Genomic DNA, 16,041 nt, shown 5'->3' with positions numbered 1-16,041 from the left:
GTCCCGGCCATGAGCAGCTCGGTCAGTGATGTCGTGAACGGTGGCATCTCCTACTGGTACGCGGACGACGGCCTCCCCGCGGTGCGGGAGCCGCTGCCCGGGGACGCCTCGGCGGACGTGGTGATCGTCGGCGGCGGATACACGGGACTGTGGACGGCGTACTACCTGAAGAAGGCGGCGCCCTTCCTCCATATCACCGTCCTTGAGCAGAAGTTCTGCGGCTACGGCGCCTCCGGGCGCAACGGCGGCTGGCTGTACAACGGCATCGCGGGCCGCGACCGGTACGCGAAGCTGCACGGCCAGGAGGCCGCGGTCCGGCTGCAGCGGGCCATGAACGACACCGTCGACGAGGTCGTCGCCGTCGCGGCGGCGGAGGGCATCGAGGCGGACGTGCACAAGGGCGGGGTGCTCGAAGTCGCGCGTACGCCCGCGCAGTTGGCGCGGCTGAAGGCCTTCCACGAGGCCGAGGCCGCGTTCGGGGAGAAGGACCGGGAACTGTACGGGGTCCGGGAGACCGCCGAGCGGATCCGGATCGCGGACGCGGTGGGGGCGTCCTGGACGCCGCACGGGGCGCGGGTGCATCCGGTGAAGCTGGTGAAGGGGCTCGCGGCGGCGGTCGAGGCGCTGGGCGTGGTCATCCACGAGCAGACGCCGGTCACCGAGATCCGGCCCAAGCACGCGGTGACGCCGTACGGGACCGTGCGGGCGCCCTATGTCCTGCGGTGCACCGAGGGGTTCACGGCCGTGCTGAAGGGCGAGCGGCGGACGTGGCTGCCGATGAACTCCTCGATGATCGTCACCGAGCCGTTGAGCGACGAGCAGTGGGAGTCCGTGGGGTGGGGCGGGCGGGAGACGCTCGGGGACATGGCGCACGCCTATATGTACGCCCAGCGGACCGCGGACGGGCGGATCGCGCTGGGTGGGCGTGGGGTGCCGTATCGCTTCGGGTCGGCGACCGACAACGACGGGCGGACGCAGGAGGCGACGATCGCGGCGCTGCGGTCGATTCTGCTCGCGTTCTTCCCGCAGTTGGCGGGGGTGGGGGTCGCGCATGCGTGGTCGGGGGTGCTGGGGGTGCCCCGGGACTGGTGCGCGACGGTGACGCTGGATCGGTCGACCGGGCTGGGGTGGGCCGGGGGGTATGTGGGGTCCGGGGTGGCTACGGCGAATCTGGCGGCGCGTACTTTGCGGGACCTGGTGCAGGTGGACTCGGGGCAGGGTGGGCGGACCGAGCTGACGGAGTTGCCTTGGGTGGGGCATGCGGTGCGGAAGTGGGAGCCGGAGCCGTTGCGGTGGATCGGGGTGCGGGGGATGTACGCGGTGTACCGGGCGGCGGATCGGAGGGAGGCGGTGTCGGGGGCGGCGTCGTCTTCGCGGCTGGCTCGGGTGGCGGATTGGGTGGCAGGGCGGTGACGTAGGCGCATCGTGCGCGGGGGTTGCCGTGGGGGTGGAGGCACGACTGCCCGCAGCGGGGTGCGTACAGCGGTGCCGCCTGTCCGTAGCTGCGTCCCTGGCTTCTACGGTTCCAGTACCACCTTGCCCACCGTCCCCCTCGTCTCCAAAGCTCGGTGGGCCTTGGCTGCCTCTGCCAGGGGGTAGCGCTGGACCGTGGGCCTCAGGTGGCCTGAGGCGGCTTGTGTCAGGGCTCGGAGTTCGAGGGTGCGGACGGGGTTGGGGCCGCCGGCCTTCTGCATCATCACCGGGCCCAGGACCTGTTCCGAGATGCCCTCCACCACGTACGGCTCGCCTCCCTGGATGCCCTCCGCCGACCAGCCGAAGACGACGTGCTTGCCGTTCGGGCCGAGGAGGGAGACGGAGTGGCGGGCCGCGTCGCCGCCGACGCCGTCGAAGACGACCGTGGCCGTGCGGCCGCCGAGCCAGGCGCGGACCTTCTCCGGCCAGTCGGGGTCCTTGTAGTCGACGGCGAGGTCCGCGCCGTTCGCCTGGACGCGGGCCACCTTCTCGGGACCGCCGGCCAGTCCGATGACGGTGGCGCCGGCGTTCTTGGCGTACTGGACGAGCAGGGTGCCGATGCCGCCCGCCGCCGCGGGGATCACGGCCACGGAGTCGGGGCCCAGGTCGGCGAACTGGAGGATCCCCATCGCCGTACGCCCCGTGCCGATCATGGCGACCGCCTCGGCGAAGTCCAGGTTCTCCGGGATTTCGTGCAGCCGTTCGACCTCGGTGACGGTGAGTTCGGCGTACCCGCCGGGTGCGAAGCCGATGTGGGCCACGACGCGCTTGCCGAGCCAGAGGGCGGCGACGCCCTCGCCGAGGGACTCGACGACGCCCGCGATCTCCCGGCCGGGGATGGTGGGCAGTCGCGTCGGGGTCGGGGCGGGGCCCTGCCGGCCCTCGCGCAGGGCGGTGTCCAGGAGGTGGACCCCGGCCGCCTGCACGGCGACCCGGACCTGGCCGGGGCCGGGCACGGGGTCCTCCACCTCCTCGTACGTGAGGTTCTCGGCCGGGCCGAACGCGTGCAGGCGGATGGCGTGCATGAGGTCCCCCAGAGGAGTGGTCCGCGGTGGTTGTTCTCGCTTCCGGGGGCTACTTTTCAACCTCAAGCATGCTTGAGGTCAAGCGCCTTCTTGCCCAGCGCCAGCGACACCGCGGTCAGGGCGCTGTTGAAGGACACCTCCGACAGCACCCCCGGCGCCGCCACCTGGTCGCCCGCCAGGTACACGCCGTCCCCGCGGTCGATCGCCGGGCGGTCCCGCCAGCTCGTGCCGGGCAGGTCCACCGCGCCGGTACGGCCGCCCGCGAGCGCCTCCCGCCGCCAGGTGACCCGGTCCCGCCAGCCCTCGAAGGCGAGGTCGAGCAGTTCCTCGGCGCGGGCGATGCCGTCCGCCTTCGACTCGCCGGGGCCGATCGGGATCTGCCCCTGGATGAGGGACTCACCGGCCGGGGCGAGGGTCCTGTCCTGTGCCGTGAACCGTTCGATCCACCCCGTACGGTCCAGGTCGGACACCGCGAAGGCGTCGCCGCGCCGGGTGCGTACCGCCAGGTCGATCAGTGCCGTACGGCCGCTCGTCCAGGTCAGGCTTTCGTCCTTCAGCAGCCGCCGCGCGGAGTCCAGCGAGGTGGCGACGACGACCGGGGTGTCGGTCGGCAGGGTGTCGACGCGGGACAGGGTCTCCATCCGCACCCCGAGGTTCCAGGCGTGGTCGGCCATCCGCCCGATCACACTGCCCCAGCCGCCGCGCGGGTAGTGCGCCTCCGGGGGCAGCTTCGTGGCGCGGCGCAGCCGCTCCTGCACGAACGCGGCGGACAGCGCGCCCGGGTCGTGGTGGAAGAGAGCCACGGCGGAGTAGTGGGCCGCGGCCCGCGCGCCCTCCTCGCCCGCGATTCCGGTCGCCCAGGTCAGGAAGTCCACGTCGACCGGCGCCTGCGGCAGGCCGCGGCGCAGCAGCTTGAGCATCCCGAAGGGCGGGGTGCGGCGCAGGGCGCCCTTGTGGCGCAGCCGCAGCCGGGCCGCCTCCAGGGGCGGGAGCTGGGCGAGCGGGCCGATGAGACCCCGCTGCTTGAGCCAGGCCCAGTGCGGTCCGCCGTTGTAGAGGGCGTGCGGTCCCTCGTTGGTCCGGTACGGCCCCTCGGCGGTCCGCGCCCGTCCGCCCAGCGTGTGGTGGGCCTCGTACACGGTGACGTGGGCGCCCGCCTCGGCGGCGGTGATGGCCGCGGCGAGTCCGGCGAAGCCGCCGCCTACGACGGTGATGCGGTGCATAGGGGGTCTCCCTCTGCTCGGGGGCGTTCTCTGTGACGGCCTGTTCGGCGGCCGTTCTGCAAGTACGACGCAGCAGCCCCCTCCGAATGTGACATCGGCAGAGACATCGCAGGTCAGGCGCGCTGTCAGTGGTCGGGTGCAGCATGGGGGCATGGTGCGTGCGGGCAGTGGTGACGGCAGTGGTGGCGGTGGCGGTACGCGGGTGAAGGCGGCGCGGCGGCCGGAGGTGCGGTTGCCGGAGCTGGAGGCGTTCGGGGGCGGGGAGCTGGAGCCGGACGGCGACTACGACGGGCTTGAGTTCCGGGAGGTGGATCTCGCCGGGCAGGACGGGAGCGGAGCGCGCTTCATGGACTGCGCGCTGAGCGGGTGCGTGCTGGACGGGACCGGGCTCGGGCACGCCCGCTTCCTGGACTCGGTGCTCAGCGCTCCGCGCGGTGTCGGTACGGATCTGTCCGAGGCGACGTTGAGAGACGTGGAGCTGCGCGACGCCCGCCTCGGCGGGGTGCAACTGCACGGCGCCGCGCTGGAGCGGGTTTTGATCCGCGGCGGCAAGATCGACTACCTGAATCTGCGCGGGGCCCGGCTCAGGGACGTCGTCTTCGAGAACTGCGTCCTGGTGGAACCGGACTTCGGCGGCGCCACGCTGGAGCGCGTCGCCTTCCCCGGGTGTGCCCTCAAGGGGGCCGACCTGACCGGGGCCACGCTTACCGACGTCGACCTGAGGGAGGCGGCGACCCTGGACATCGCCCGGGGCGTGGACCGGCTCGCGGGGGCGGTGATCGGCACGGGACAACTGCTGGACCTGGCGCCTGTGCTGGCGGGGGCGCTGGGGATACGGGTGGAGGACTAGGGAGGGACACGGGCGGCGGGCTAGGGCGGGACACGGGCGGCGGGCTGAGGGCCGTACGGGACGTCAGGGCACTCGGGGGAACCGGGCCTGGAGGGTCCAGATCGCCGGGTTCTCCGCCAGGTCCTCGTGCAGGTCGCACAGGTCCGCGATCAGGTCGTGCAGGAAGTCCCGGGCCTCGCGGCGGAGTTCGGAGTGGGAGAAGGTCAGCGGGGGCTCCTCGGCCGGCATCCAGTCCGCCTCGACGTCGACCCAGCCGAAGCGGCGCTCGAAGAGCATCCGGTCGGTGGACTCGGTGAAGTCCAGTTCCGCGCGCTGCGGGCGGGACGCGCGGGAGCCCGCCGGGTCCTGGTCGATGCGCTCCACGATGTCGCACAGCGCCCAGGCGAAGTCCAGCACCGGCACCCATCCCCAGGCTGTGGACAGCTCCCGGTCCTCCTTGGTGTCCGCGAGATAGACGTCACCGCAGAACAGGTCGTGGCGCAGGGCGTGGACGTCCGCGCGGCGGTAGTCGGTCTGCGGCGGGTCCGGGAAGCGGTTGGAGAGGGCGTAGCCGATGTCGAGCACGTAGGTGATGGTGTCACGGCCCCGTAGGATCGCGGACGTGTCCCGGTTCGTACGGCTGTGCCTGGTTCCCGCCCTGTTCGCGCTGGCGTCCTGCGGAGCCGGCGGCGACGGCTCCCCCGGTGCGCCCGGCGTGGGCGACCCGTACTTCCCGAAGGCCGGGAACGGCGGCTACGACGTGCGCCACTACACCCTGGACCTGCGCTACACCCCGGACACCCGCCGCCTCACCGGTACGGCCACCCTCACCGCCCGCGCCACCCAGGACCTGTCCTCCTTCCACCTGGACCTCAAGGGGCTCGGCGTCGAGGACGTCACCGTCGAGGACGAGGAGGCGGAGTGGGAGCGGGAGGGCCAGGAGCTGATCGTCCGCCCTTCCGGCGGCCTCGACGACGGGGAGGCCTTCGCCGTGCGGGTCCGCTACTCCGGCACGCCGAGGACGATCACCGATCCGGACGGCTCCGAGGAGGGCTGGCTGCGCACCCACGGCGGCGCGGGCGCCCTCGCCCTCGGCGAGCCGAACGGCTCGATGACCTGGTTCCCCGGCAACCACCACCCCTCCGACAAGGCGACCTACACCGTCTCGATCACCGTCCCGAAGGGCGTCGCGGCGGTCTCCAACGGGGAGTTGACCGGCGAACGGACCGGCCACGGCCGTACGACGTACCACTGGCGCACCGCCGAACCCACGGCGAGCTATCTGGCCACGCTCGCCATCGGCGCCTATGACGTCCGCCGCTCCACCGCCGGGGACGTGCCCGCGCACTCGGCCGTCGCGCGCGGGGAGTCGGGGCGGCAGGCCATGTCCGAACTGCCCGGCGTGCTGGAGTGGGCGGAGGAGAGCTTCGGCCCCTACCCCTTCTCCTCCACCGGCGTGATCATCGCCCCGGCCGGCGCCACCGACTACGCCCTGGAGACCCAGAACCGCCCCGTCTTCCCCGGCGCACCCGACACCTTGCTGCTCGTCCATGAGCTGGCCCACCAGTGGTTCGGCAACTCGGTGACGCCGAAGACCTGGCAGGACATGTGGCTCAACGAGGGCTTCGCCACGTACGCGGAGTGGCTGTGGGAGGAGGAGCACGGCGGCGACAGCGCGGAGACGATGTTCCGGGCGCTGTACGAGAGCGACGACGCCGACCTGTGGGCCTTCCCGCCCGCCGAGCCGCCCGGCGCCGGGCACATCTCCGACCGGCCGGTCTACGAACGGGGCGCCATGGTCGTCCACAAGATCCGCGAGACCGTCGGCGACGCGGCCTTCGGCGAGCTGGTACGGGGCTGGACCGCCGCACACCGGCACGGCAACGCGGACACGGAGGACTTCACGGCGTACGTCGAACAGCAGGCGCCGGAGAAGGACTTCGGGCACGTGTGGGCGGACTGGCTGTACGGGGAGGGCAAGCCGGAACACCCGTGAGGGCCGGTCAGGCGGGCGCGCCGGAACGTCTGTGACGGCCGGTCAGGCGGGCGCGCCGGAAGCTCCGTGACGGTTGGTCAGGCAGGGGCGCTCGTCAGGCGGGCGTACCGAGATCCCGGCGCATCGCCGCACGCGCCGCCCACACCGCCTCGGCGTGCCTGAGCCGCCGCTCCTGTCCCGGAACGCCTCCCGTACGCCCTGCTCCCGTACGGGTCGAGCCCACGCCGACGAGGGCGCCGAGGACGGTGGCGGCCAAGGGAGTCCAGTCCATGGCGGGGTCAGACCACGTCGGGGCCGGCGGCGGGCGGGGTCAGCTGTTTGCGCAGCACTGCGCAGGGGCGGGCCTGCTCCCGGTCCGCGCGGCGGTCGACGACCTCGTAGCCGAGGGCGGTCCAGAAGGCGAGGGCGCCGGGGTTGTTGTCGAGGACGGCGAGGCGTACAGCGGTGTGGCCGTCGGCGCGGAAGCGGTCCTCCACGAGGGAGGCGAGCCGGCGTCCATGGCCCTTGCCGTGCAGGCCCGCGTCCACCATCAGCAGGCCGATCCACGGGTCGGGGTCGGCCGGATCGGGGTGCCGGGCCAGGGTGACGGCCACGCCGACGAGCCGTCCCTCGCTGCGGGCGAGCAGCACCTCGGCGCTCGGCTGCGCCAACTCCTCGGCCAGTGCCGCCGCCACCTGTTCCGGCCGGACGTCGTCCGGGTCGGGGAGGTCCCCGCTCAGGGCGAGGTACGCGCGGTTGGAGGCGTAGAGCGCGGTGAGTTCGGTGAGGAGAGGGCCCGGGAGGGCGTGGTCGGGGGAGTGCGGGAGAGGTTCGAGCAGCATGCGGGGGACGCTACTGCGCCGTGCCGCGGGTGCGCCGGGCGAACCCCCGGCCGGAGCCGGGGGTCCGGGGCGCGTCGGTGTCCTGGATCAGACGTTGACGCCGAAGTCCTGGGCGATGCCCACCAGGCCCGAGGCGTAGCCCTGGCCGACCGCGCGGAACTTCCACTCGGCGCCGTTGCGGTACAGCTCGCCGAAGACCATGGCCGTCTCGGTGGCCGCGTCCTCGGACAGGTCGTAGCGGGCGATCTCGGCGCCGCCGGCCTGGTTGACGATGCGGATGTAGGCGTTGCGGACCTGGCCGAAGTTCTGCGAGCGGTTCTCGGCGTCGTAGATCGAGACCGGGAAGACGATCTTGTCGACGTCGGCGGGAAGGCCGGCGAGGTTGACGTTGATGGCCTCGTCGTCGCCCGCGCCCTCACCGGTGCGGTTGTCACCGGTGTGGACGATGGTCTGGTCCGGCGTCTGCTTGTTGTTGAAGAAGACGAAGTGGGCGTCGGAGTAGACCTTGCCCTGCGTGTTGACCGCGATGGCGGAGGCGTCGAGGTCGAAGTCCGTGCCGGTGGTGGTGCGGACGTCCCAGCCGAGGCCCACGGTGACGGCGGTCAGGCCCGGAGCCTCCTTGGTGAGCGAGACGTTGCCACCCTTGGACAGGCTTACAGCCATTGTTGGGAGTCCCTTCCCTCGTTTGCGTACGGCAGTACGGCCTTGAAGCTACAGCTACCCCTATGAACGCGGAGAGGGGCGGCGAAGGTTCCAGGTGTCTTTACTTTCTTTACCGACCGCCATGCGAACGGCGGCACCGCGCGGCGCCCGCGCCGATATTGGGGTGACGTGGACCGGACAGAGCGGGGAACATGGAGCCCATGTCCGGTCCTCACGTCATCCGCGGCTCCGTCTCGCTGCCCGAGGCCGAGCTCATGTGGCGTTTCTCGCGTTCCTCGGGGCCCGGCGGTCAGCACGTCAACACCAGTGACTCCCAGGTCGAACTCCGCTTCGACCTCGCCCGCACCGAGGCGCTGCCCGAGGTGTGGAAGCGGCGCGCCCTGGAACGCCTCGCGGGCCGCCTCGTGGACGGCGTCCTCACCGTCCGCTCCTCCGAACACCGCTCCCAGTGGCGCAACCGCGAGACAGCCGCCGTACGCCTGGCGTCCCTGCTGGCGGAGGCCACCGCCCCGCCCCCCAAGCCCCGCAAGCCGACCCGCATCCCCCGCGGCATCAACGAACGCCGCCTGCGGGAGAAGAAGCAGCGCTCGGACACCAAGCGGGGCCGGTCGGGGCGGGACTGGACGTAGGGGCTCTTGGAGCCAGGAGCGCCGGCGAGGCCTTCGAGCCGACGGCTAACGGAGCCTCAGCACCCCCACCGTCTCCCCTTCGCTCTTCTCCCCGTTCGGTTCGAAGCCGAGGCCCAGGTAGAACTCCGCGGGGCCGTTCGGGCCCTCGTGCCAGGTGACGTACATGTCCTCGCCACCCCGTTCGCGGATTTCGTTCGCCACCGATTCGACCGCGAAGCGGCCGTAGCCGCGGCGCTGTTCCCCGGCGGCTATGTTCAGGCGCCACAGACCGGAGCGGATCACGCTGCCGTCGCCGTGCCAGTCGATGTCGAAGAAGGCCATCACGAAGCCGACCGCGCGGTCGCCGTCGACGATCAGCCGGGGCCAGGCGACGCCGGGCCAGACGTAGGCCTCGGCCAGGGACGTGGCCACCGGATCCGCGGCGAACTCCTGTTCAGGGCGGACCCGGATGGCGAGGGCGGTCTCGATATTCGCCGGGGTGAGGACGTCGAGGCGCGGTTGTACGGCGGTCGTCATGGGCGCACCTTATGGCGGCCCCGCCGAGTCGTCGCCTGAATTCCGCTCAGCCCAATTGGCGATAGCGACCGCGGAAATACAGGAGCGGACCACCTTCCGCGCTCGGTACGCGCGCGGTCAGGACGCGGCCGATGACGAGCGTGTGGTCGCCCGCCTCCACCCGCTGCTCGGTCCGGCACTCAAGCTGCGCCAGCGCGCCGCCGACCAGCGGCGCGCCGGTCACCTCGCCGCGGACGTAGGGAATGTCCTCGAACAGCAGCCGGTCACTGATCCGGCCCTTCATCGCGAAGCGGCCGGCGATGTGCCGCTGGCTCTCGGACAGCACCGAGACCGCCCACAGCGGCTGCTCGTCGAGCAGGTCGTCCATCCGGGCCCCCGTACGCAGGCTGACCAGCACCAGGGGCGGGTCCAGGGAGACCGACAGAAAGGCCGTCGCCGTCATCCCCACGTCCTCGCCCTTGGGGCCGTCCGGGGCCAGCGGGGGTTCGAACGCGGTCACCAGGACCACGCCCGCGGCCAGCCGGGACATGGCGGCGCGGAACTCGTCGTTGCTCACCCCCTCAGCATGCCCGGCGAGGGCGGGCGCGGTGATCGGGGGAAGTGCGGCTGGGGGAGTCTTCGGCACGCTGGAGACGCTAGTCTGCGCTCCGCGGGCGTCGCATCGGGCGGGGGGCCGAGACGGGACCTAGGACCAGCGGAGGATCTCATCGACGGCAACGGTCTCTTCGGTCCGGACGGACACTTTGTGTTCAGTAAACGCACCGGGAAAACACAGAAATCCCACTCAATTGTTCATCTTTCGCTGTGACTTGAGTCACAAGAGCCATTAATTGTTGACCCTGTGTACCGAGTGGGCAGCGCGCTGTGATTCAGTGGCTGGGAAGCTGCCACAACGATACGCCGATGAGAACCCTTGATTCGCTGCGAGGTCTCGGGGGGAGGGCGAGCATGGAGACCGAGTCGGAGCCGTACGTCCGTCTTGCGACCCTGCGACAACTTCACCAGGTCATGGCCGACATGAACACCGCGCGCAGCCTGGCGGACACACTGCAGACCGTTGCCGACGGCGTGGTCACCGGCCTCGGCTACGAGCTGGCCTGCGTCAATCTGGTCCGGCAGGACGGCGACCTGGTCGTGGCCGCCCTCGCCGGCAACCCCGCGGCCGAGGCGCTGATCACCGGCCGCACCGGCTCCCGCGAGTCCTGGGAGCGGCGGCTGAACATGGGCGAGCGCTGGGGCGACCTGGTCTTCATCCCGCACACCGAGGGATGGGTCCTCGACGACGACGACGTCCCGCAGTGGTACACGGACGGCCCCGCGCCCCGCTTCGAGGACGAGTGGCACCCCTCCGACCGCCTTTTCGCGCCGATGTACACCCCCGGCGTGCACGGCGGCGGCAGCGGCGAGCTGATCGGCGTGCTCTCCGTGGACCGCCCGCGCAACGGCCGGCTGCCCGGCGCCTGGGGGCGAGAGGCCCTGCAGATGTACGCGTTCCAGGCCGCCATCGCCATCAGCAACGCGCGTCTACGTGCGAATATGCAGCGGGCACTGGTCAGGCTTGAGCGCGAGCAGCAGGCCCTGCGGGCCAGCGAGGAGAGCTTCCGGCAGGCCTTCGAGTACGCCCCCTCGGGCATGGCCATCGCCGAGATGGGCGGCGACCAGCACGGCCGCATCCTGCGTACCAACGACGCCCTGTGCCGTCTGCTCGGCCGCCCGGCCTCCGCGATGCGCCGCTACTCCTTCTCCGACCTGGTCCACCCCGAGGACATAGGCACCCTGCTGCGGACCTCCGCCGAGGGCGGCCGGGCGGAACTGCGGCTCGCCCGCCGGGACGGCACCTACGTCTGGGTGTCCCTGCGCAACAGCGTGGTCGCCGACGCCGCCGACGGGCCGCGCTTCCTGCTCACCCACGTCGAGGACATAGAGGAGCGCAAGCGCCGCGAGCTCCAGCTCGCCCACCGCGCCTCCCACGACTCCCTGACCGGCCTGCCGAACTCCGCCGAGCTGCGCGCCCGGCTCTCCTCCCGGCTCTGCCAGCGCCCCGCGCACGCCGGCGCGCTGGAATCCCTGGACGCCGCCTACGGCCACCCCGGCTACGACGTCAACGCCCACGGCTTCGACTTCCCCGGCCCGGACGTCCTCGACGGCTACGACCACCACGTGCACACCGTCGCCCCCGAGAGCGGCCGCGACGACGGCACCAAGGGGCTCGCGGTGCTCTTCTGCGACCTCGACGGCTTCAAGTCGATCAACGACAGGTTCGGGCACAACGCGGGTGACGCGGTTCTCATCGAGGTCGCCCGGCGGCTGTCGCGGGGCGTGCGCGACGGCGACACCGTGGCCCGGCTCGGCGGCGACGAGTTCGTGATCCTCGCCGACGGCCTCGGCAAGGCCGACGCCCAGGACCTCGCCGTACGGCTGCGCAACGAGATCATCCAGCCGATCCGGGCCGAGGGCCGGGCCGTGCGGGTGGGCGCCAGCTTCGGCATCGGGTGGGCGCACTGCGGGATGACGGCGGACGAAGTGTTGAAGTCCGCCGACGAACGCATGTACGTAGAGAAACGATCTCGTCCCAAACAGCACAGACGCGCGGGTTGATCCCCAGGTCAGCGAGCTGATGCGGTCCGAGTCACCCGTTTGGGTCAGCTGGAGCGGGTAGGCTCGCCCTTCGTCACACGTACCGAATCCGCCCGCACCTGGTGAGGAGACCTAGGGATGACGTCCGGCAACAACGGCGCCAATACGCCCGAGGACGACGACCCGTTCGGCTACCTCTACGCCGACGGGCAGGCCAACGGGGCCCAGCCGCCGTCCGGGGGCTACGGCTACCCGAACTCGGTCAACCGGGTGCGCTCGGTCGGCCAGCGGCAGTACGGCCAGCAGGGCCAGCAGGCGGCGCCGACGGCCGCGTACGGTCAGGTCCCGCAGCAGCAGGGCGCCTACGGCCAGCCGAACGCCCACTACGCGGCCCCGGAGACCCTGCCCGGCGGCGCTCCGACCACCCAGCAGGCCCCGGCGTACAGCGGCGGCAGCGGCCGGGGCGGCGGCCCCAACACCAAGGGCCTGCTGATCGGCGCCATCGCGGTCGTCGCGGCGGTCGTCATCGGCATCGCGGTGGCCATGGCGGGCGGCGACGACGAGCCCGACGACAACAACCAGGCCGGCGGCGGCTCCACCCCGACCCAGCAGGAGACCAAGGAGTCGGCTCCCTCCAAGGAGGGCAAGGAGGAGAAGCCGAAGGACCTGCCGGAGATCGACGCCAAGGCGCTGCGGCTTTCGCCCGGTGTGACCACGGCGTCGGACGTGCAGGGTGCCAACGCGGGCACGTATGTCACGGGCCTCAACCAGCCCGGCGCCTCGGTCACCTGGACGGTCGACGACATCCCCGAGGACGGCCCCTACACGCTGTTCACGCGCTTCAGCGTGCCCGGCAAGGACCAGTCGATGACGCTCACCGTCAACGGCAAGGTCTTCGGATCCAAGGTCAACTTCGGCAACTTCGCGCACGCCCCCGAGGGCGACTACGAGAAGAGCTGGGCCGACACCTACGTCTGGCCGACGCTCAACAAGGGCACCAACACGCTTACCGTGTCCTGCGCGGACGGCGACAAGTGCGACGTCCTGCTGGACCAGATGTGGATCAAGGCGGGCAACGTCAAGGAGTAGGCCGCGGACTCAGGCCGCGCTGACCTCCCCCGTCACCCGCACCCGCCCCCGCAGTTCCTCGTACGTCCCCCGGTCGAACTCCCCGGCCACCGGGGACAGGACGCTCGCCGCCGACAGGGCTGCCGCGCGGGACAGGCGGTCCGGCCACGGCAGGTTCTCGGCCAGGGCCGACAGCAGGCCCGCCACCGCCGCGTCGCCCGCGCCCGTCGGGTTGCCGGGCAGGGAGGCCGGGGGAGTGGCGCGCCAGCGGCCCTCCGGGGTGTGGGCCAGCAGGCCCTCGGCGCCCAGGGAGGCGACCACCGCGTGGGCGCCCCGGCGGCGGGCGTCCTGGACGGCGCGCAACGGCTCGTGGGAGCCGGTGAGTTCGGCCAGTTCGTCGGCGTTGGGCTTGACGATGTCGGGGCGGGCGGCGATCGCGCGGCGCAGGGGTTCGCCGCTGGTGTCCAGCAGGACCGGGACACCCGCAGCGCGGGCGGTGCGGATCAGGCCCGCGTACGCGTTCACCGGGACGCCCGGTGGGAGGCTGCCGCACAGGGCGACCGCGTCGGCGGACGGCAGCAGGTCGTCGTAGCGGCGCTGGAAGGCGGCCCACTCGGCGGGGGTGACGGCCGGGCCCGGTTCGTTCAGCTGGGTGGTGTCGCCGGTCACGTCGTCCACCACGGCTATGGTGCGGCGCGTGGCGCCGGTGCCGAGCGGGACGAGAGCGTCGTGCAACCCCTCGGTGGCGGCGAGCAGTTCGCGGACCACCTCGCCCGTGGACCCGCCGGCGAATCCGGTCGCCGTCACCTCGTGGCCGAGGGCCGCCAGGACCCGGGCCACGTTCAGGCCCTTGCCGCCGGGGCGTTCGAGGACCTCGGTGACCCGGTGGGAGGTGTGCGGCTTGAGGGCCCGTACGCGATAGGTGATGTCGAGAGCGGTGTTCAGCGTGACCGTGAGGATCACCCCGGACCGACCTCCCCCCGAAAAGCGGTGCTGACTCTTCCGATCCTGATCATGCCAAACAGACGGCGGCCGTCCCAGCCCCGGGACGGCCGCCGTACGTCTGCTGCCGGACGGATCAGACCAGTTGGGGAGCGATCACCCACTCGCCCCGCCGCAGTACGCCCTTGACGTCGAAGGAGGCGTCCAGGACCACCAGGTCGGCGTACTTGCCGGGCTCCAGGGTGCCGATCGAGTCGGACATGCCGAGCAGCCGGGCGGGGGTGGTGGACAGGGCGGTGACCGCGTCCTCGACGGAGAGCCCGTCCAGGGTCACCGCGCGCTTGAAGGCGCGGTCCAGGGTGAGGGTGGAGCCCGCGATCGAGCCGCCCTCCACCAGCCGGGCCACGCCGTCGGCGACCTCGACCTCCAGCGGGCCGAGCATGTAGCGGCCGTCGCCGAAGCCGGCCGCGTCCATGGCGTCGGTGATGAACGCGACCCGGTCGGCGCCCGCGTGATGGAACGCCAGTTGGAGCGAGGCCGGGTGCAGATGCGTGCCGTCGTTGATCAGCTCGACGGTGATCCGCTCGTCCTCCAGCAGCGCCGCGATCGGCCCGGGGGACCGGTGGCCGAGGGCGGGCATGGCGTTGAACAGGTGCGTCGCCACGGTCGCGCCCGCGTCGATCGCCTCCACGGTCTGCTCGTACGTCGCGTCCGTGTGCCCGATCGCCGCGATGACCCCGTGCTCGGCGAGCAGCCGTACCGAGTCCACGCCGCCGGGGAGTTCGGTGGCGAGGGTGACCATACGGGCCTGGCCGCGGGCGGCGTCGATCAGCTTGCGCACCTCCGCCGGGTCGGGGTCGCGCAGCAGTTCCTCCGAGTGCGCGCCCTTGCGGCACGGGGAGATGAACGGCCCCTCGAAGTGGATGCCGGCGATGTCGCCCTGCTCGGCCAGCTCCGACAGCAGCCCGGCGCGCTGGGCGAGGAAGTCCATGTCGCCGGTGACGGTGGAGGCGACCAGGGTGGTCGTGCCGTGCCTGCGGTGGGTGTCGATGCCCGTCAGCACGTCCTCGACGGTGCCGGAGGTGAAGCTCGCGCCGCCGCCGCCGTGGTTGTGAAGGTCGACGAAGCCGGGCACCACATAGTGGCCGGTGACATCGATGACCTGGGCGTTCTCCTGAGCGGTCGAGGCGATCCGGTCGCCCTCGACGACCACCTCGCCGTGGTCGACGACCCCGCCGGGCAGTGCCACCCGGGCACCCTTGAGGATCGTCTGCGCTCCGGTGCGGAGTTGCGTCTCGGCGCCGCTCCGCGCCCCTGGGGGAGTTGCCATCAGGTCGTTACCTCCGTGCCGTCGGTAGTGTCGAGGAGATCCCAGGCCAGTAGCCCGGCGCCGAGGCATCCCGCCGCGTCCCCCAAGGCCGCCGGGACGATCGTCGGAAGCTTCTGGAACGTGACCCGCCGCCGGACGGCGTCCCGCAGCGGTGTGAACAAGGTTTCCCCCGCCTCGGCGAGGCCGCCACCGATGATCAGTGTGCGCGGGTCCAGCAGGGTGAGCGCCGTGACCAGTCCGTCGGCGAGCGCGTCCACGGCCTCCTGCCAGACCCGTACGGCGTTCGGGTCGCCGGACGCGACGGCCTTCGCGCAGTCCGCGGCGTCCGCGTCAGGGTCGCCGCTGGCCGCCGCCCACGCCTCGGAGACCGCCGAGGCGGAGGCCAGCCGCTCCAGGCAGCCGCGCTGGCCGCAGGGGCAGTCGGGGCCGCCGGGGCGTACGACGATGTGCCCGATCTCGCCCGCGAAGCCGTGCGCCCCGGCCTCCACCCGCCCGTCCACGCCGATCGCGCCCGCGATGCCGGTGCCCAGCGCCACGAACAGGAACCGGTCCGCGCCCTTGCCCGCGCCGATCCGGCCCTCGGCGAGGCCGCCGGTGCGCACGTCGTGGCCGAGGGCGACCGGGACGCCGAGCACGGAGGTCAGCAGGTGGCGCAGGGGGACGTCACGCCAGCCCAGGTTGGCGGCGTAGGCGGCGACACCGGCCGCCTCGTCGACGATGCCGGGAACGGCGACGCCGGCCGCGGCGGGGGGCTCGCCGAGGGTCTCGGCGCCGTGGGCGCGCAGTTCGGCGGCGAAGTCGAGGATGTTCGCGACGACCGCGTCGGGGCCGCGCTCGCGCCCGGTCGGGCGGCGCGCCTCGTACAGCAGCGCGCCGTCCGCCCCGACCAGGGCGGCTTTCATCCCGGTGCCGCCCACGTCGAGGGCGATGACATGTCTCACGGGGGACA

At 72.3% G+C, this 16,041-nt stretch carries 17 protein-coding genes; 6 read left to right on the top strand and 11 right to left on the bottom strand.

All coding sequences use genetic code 11. The features are described from left to right. The first annotated feature begins 9 nt into the window (after positions 1–9). Positions 10–1,413: an NAD(P)/FAD-dependent oxidoreductase gene (locus ACZ7L7_RS27280; protein ID WP_472077553.1), complete on the top strand. Its 1,404-nt coding sequence runs from the start codon at positions 10–12 to the stop codon at positions 1,411–1,413. Between the two features lie 104 nt (positions 1,414–1,517). Here the strand turns inward: ACZ7L7_RS27280 and ACZ7L7_RS27275 are convergent, their stop codons facing one another. Together ACZ7L7_RS27275 and ACZ7L7_RS27270 are read right to left on the bottom strand one after the other, a co-directional pair. Then, complete coding sequence (locus ACZ7L7_RS27275; RefSeq protein ID WP_285514839.1) at positions 1,518–2,498, bottom strand: zinc-binding dehydrogenase; 981 nt, start codon at positions 2,496–2,498, stop codon at positions 1,518–1,520. A gap of 62 nt (positions 2,499–2,560) precedes the next feature. Beyond that, on the bottom strand, positions 2,561–3,721 hold the full coding sequence (locus ACZ7L7_RS27270; protein WP_285514838.1) for an NAD(P)-binding protein: 1,161 nt from the start codon (positions 3,719–3,721) through the stop codon (positions 2,561–2,563). A gap of 151 nt (positions 3,722–3,872) precedes the next feature. Here ACZ7L7_RS27270 and ACZ7L7_RS27265 point away from each other — a divergent pair, with 151 nt between their 5' ends. Then, positions 3,873–4,571 (top strand): pentapeptide repeat-containing protein, encoded by a 699-nt coding sequence (locus tag ACZ7L7_RS27265; RefSeq protein WP_285514837.1) that lies wholly within the window; start codon positions 3,873–3,875, stop codon positions 4,569–4,571. A gap of 63 nt (positions 4,572–4,634) precedes the next feature. Here ACZ7L7_RS27265 and ACZ7L7_RS27260 read toward each other — a convergent pair whose 3' ends face one another. After that, the gene (locus ACZ7L7_RS27260) at positions 4,635–5,135 is read right to left on the bottom strand and encodes a hypothetical protein (RefSeq protein ID WP_285514836.1); all 501 of its coding nucleotides are present in this window, start codon (positions 5,133–5,135) and stop codon (positions 4,635–4,637) included. Between the two features lie 7 nt (positions 5,136–5,142). Between ACZ7L7_RS27260 and ACZ7L7_RS27255 the strand changes: the two genes are divergently transcribed. Then, on the top strand, positions 5,143–6,546 hold the full coding sequence (locus ACZ7L7_RS27255; protein WP_453604503.1) for a M1 family metallopeptidase: 1,404 nt from the start codon (positions 5,143–5,145) through the stop codon (positions 6,544–6,546). Between the two features lie 94 nt (positions 6,547–6,640). Here the strand turns inward: ACZ7L7_RS27255 and ACZ7L7_RS27250 are convergent, their stop codons facing one another. From ACZ7L7_RS27250 to ACZ7L7_RS27240, 3 genes are all read right to left on the bottom strand, one after another. Further along, positions 6,641–6,817 carry a hypothetical protein gene (locus tag ACZ7L7_RS27250; RefSeq protein ID WP_285514834.1) on the bottom strand — a complete coding sequence of 59 codons (177 nt, stop codon included), beginning with the start codon at positions 6,815–6,817 and terminating at the stop codon, positions 6,641–6,643. 7 nt (positions 6,818–6,824) lie between these two features. Then, on the bottom strand, positions 6,825–7,367 hold the full coding sequence (locus ACZ7L7_RS27245) for a GNAT family N-acetyltransferase (RefSeq protein ID WP_285514833.1): 543 nt from the start codon (positions 7,365–7,367) through the stop codon (positions 6,825–6,827). 87 nt (positions 7,368–7,454) lie between these two features. Beyond that, positions 7,455–8,030, bottom strand: a complete 576-nt coding sequence (locus tag ACZ7L7_RS27240; RefSeq protein ID WP_093721561.1) for a TerD family protein — start codon at positions 8,028–8,030, stop codon at positions 7,455–7,457. A 191-nt stretch (positions 8,031–8,221) separates the two neighbouring features. Between ACZ7L7_RS27240 and arfB the strand changes: the two genes are divergently transcribed. Then, on the top strand, positions 8,222–8,659 hold the full coding sequence (gene arfB / locus ACZ7L7_RS27235; protein ID WP_285514832.1) for an alternative ribosome rescue aminoacyl-tRNA hydrolase ArfB: 438 nt from the start codon (positions 8,222–8,224) through the stop codon (positions 8,657–8,659). Between the two features lie 45 nt (positions 8,660–8,704). Here the strand turns inward: arfB and ACZ7L7_RS27230 are convergent, their stop codons facing one another. Both ACZ7L7_RS27230 and ACZ7L7_RS27225 read right to left on the bottom strand, forming a co-directional pair. Continuing rightward, the gene (locus ACZ7L7_RS27230; protein ID WP_472077552.1) at positions 8,705–9,175 is read right to left on the bottom strand and encodes a GNAT family N-acetyltransferase; all 471 of its coding nucleotides are present in this window, start codon (positions 9,173–9,175) and stop codon (positions 8,705–8,707) included. Positions 9,176–9,221: 46 nt separating this feature from the next. Then, positions 9,222–9,800 carry a flavin reductase family protein gene (locus ACZ7L7_RS27225; protein WP_285514830.1) on the bottom strand — a complete coding sequence of 193 codons (579 nt, stop codon included), beginning with the start codon at positions 9,798–9,800 and terminating at the stop codon, positions 9,222–9,224. Between the two features lie 323 nt (positions 9,801–10,123). Between ACZ7L7_RS27225 and cdgB the strand changes: the two genes are divergently transcribed. Together cdgB and ACZ7L7_RS27215 are read left to right on the top strand one after the other, a co-directional pair. After that, entirely contained in the window at positions 10,124–11,773 is a 1,650-nt protein-coding gene (gene cdgB, locus ACZ7L7_RS27220; protein WP_285514829.1) for a diguanylate cyclase CdgB, read from the top strand. Between the two features lie 117 nt (positions 11,774–11,890). Further along, positions 11,891–12,841 (top strand): carbohydrate-binding protein, encoded by a 951-nt coding sequence (locus ACZ7L7_RS27215; RefSeq protein WP_472077551.1) that lies wholly within the window; start codon positions 11,891–11,893, stop codon positions 12,839–12,841. Positions 12,842–12,850: 9 nt separating this feature from the next. On the opposite strand, the gene ACZ7L7_RS27210 is transcribed toward ACZ7L7_RS27215, so the two are convergent. From ACZ7L7_RS27210 to ACZ7L7_RS27200, 3 genes are all read right to left on the bottom strand, one after another. After that, on the bottom strand, positions 12,851–13,783 hold the full coding sequence (locus ACZ7L7_RS27210) for a 1-phosphofructokinase family hexose kinase (RefSeq protein ID WP_471592796.1): 933 nt from the start codon (positions 13,781–13,783) through the stop codon (positions 12,851–12,853). A gap of 115 nt (positions 13,784–13,898) precedes the next feature. Next, positions 13,899–15,029, bottom strand: coding sequence for an N-acetylglucosamine-6-phosphate deacetylase (gene nagA / locus ACZ7L7_RS27205; RefSeq protein ID WP_472077571.1), 1,131 nt, complete (start codon positions 15,027–15,029; stop codon positions 13,899–13,901). A 62-nt stretch (positions 15,030–15,091) separates the two neighbouring features. Next, positions 15,092–16,033, bottom strand: a complete 942-nt coding sequence (locus ACZ7L7_RS27200) for an ROK family protein (protein WP_285514826.1) — start codon at positions 16,031–16,033, stop codon at positions 15,092–15,094. Positions 16,034–16,041 lie beyond the last annotated feature (8 nt).

The sequence above is a fragment of the Streptomyces sp. NPDC110618 genome (assembly GCF_055657065.1).
Note: the sequence above shows the minus strand (reverse complement) of the source record. Positions and strands in the feature narration are given on the sequence as shown.

Coding starts and splice junctions, on each gene's coding strand:
- ACZ7L7_RS27280 (WP_472077553.1), top strand. CDS start 10: ATGAGCAGCTCGGTCAGTGATGTCGTGAACGGTGGCATCTCCTACTGG.
- ACZ7L7_RS27275 (WP_285514839.1), bottom strand. CDS start 2,498: ATGCACGCCATCCGCCTGCACGCGTTCGGCCCGGCCGAGAACCTCACG.
- ACZ7L7_RS27270 (WP_285514838.1), bottom strand. CDS start 3,721: ATGCACCGCATCACCGTCGTAGGCGGCGGCTTCGCCGGACTCGCCGCG.
- ACZ7L7_RS27265 (WP_285514837.1), top strand. CDS start 3,873: ATGGTGCGTGCGGGCAGTGGTGACGGCAGTGGTGGCGGTGGCGGTACG.
- ACZ7L7_RS27255 (WP_453604503.1), top strand. CDS start 5,143: ATGGTGTCACGGCCCCGTAGGATCGCGGACGTGTCCCGGTTCGTACGG.
- ACZ7L7_RS27250 (WP_285514834.1), bottom strand. CDS start 6,817: ATGGACTGGACTCCCTTGGCCGCCACCGTCCTCGGCGCCCTCGTCGGC.
- ACZ7L7_RS27245 (WP_285514833.1), bottom strand. CDS start 7,367: ATGCTGCTCGAACCTCTCCCGCACTCCCCCGACCACGCCCTCCCGGGC.
- ACZ7L7_RS27240 (WP_093721561.1), bottom strand. CDS start 8,030: ATGGCTGTAAGCCTGTCCAAGGGTGGCAACGTCTCGCTCACCAAGGAG.
- arfB (WP_285514832.1), top strand. CDS start 8,222: ATGGAGCCCATGTCCGGTCCTCACGTCATCCGCGGCTCCGTCTCGCTG.
- ACZ7L7_RS27230 (WP_472077552.1), bottom strand. CDS start 9,175: ATGACGACCGCCGTACAACCGCGCCTCGACGTCCTCACCCCGGCGAAT.
- cdgB (WP_285514829.1), top strand. CDS start 10,124: ATGGAGACCGAGTCGGAGCCGTACGTCCGTCTTGCGACCCTGCGACAA.
- ACZ7L7_RS27215 (WP_472077551.1), top strand. CDS start 11,891: ATGACGTCCGGCAACAACGGCGCCAATACGCCCGAGGACGACGACCCG.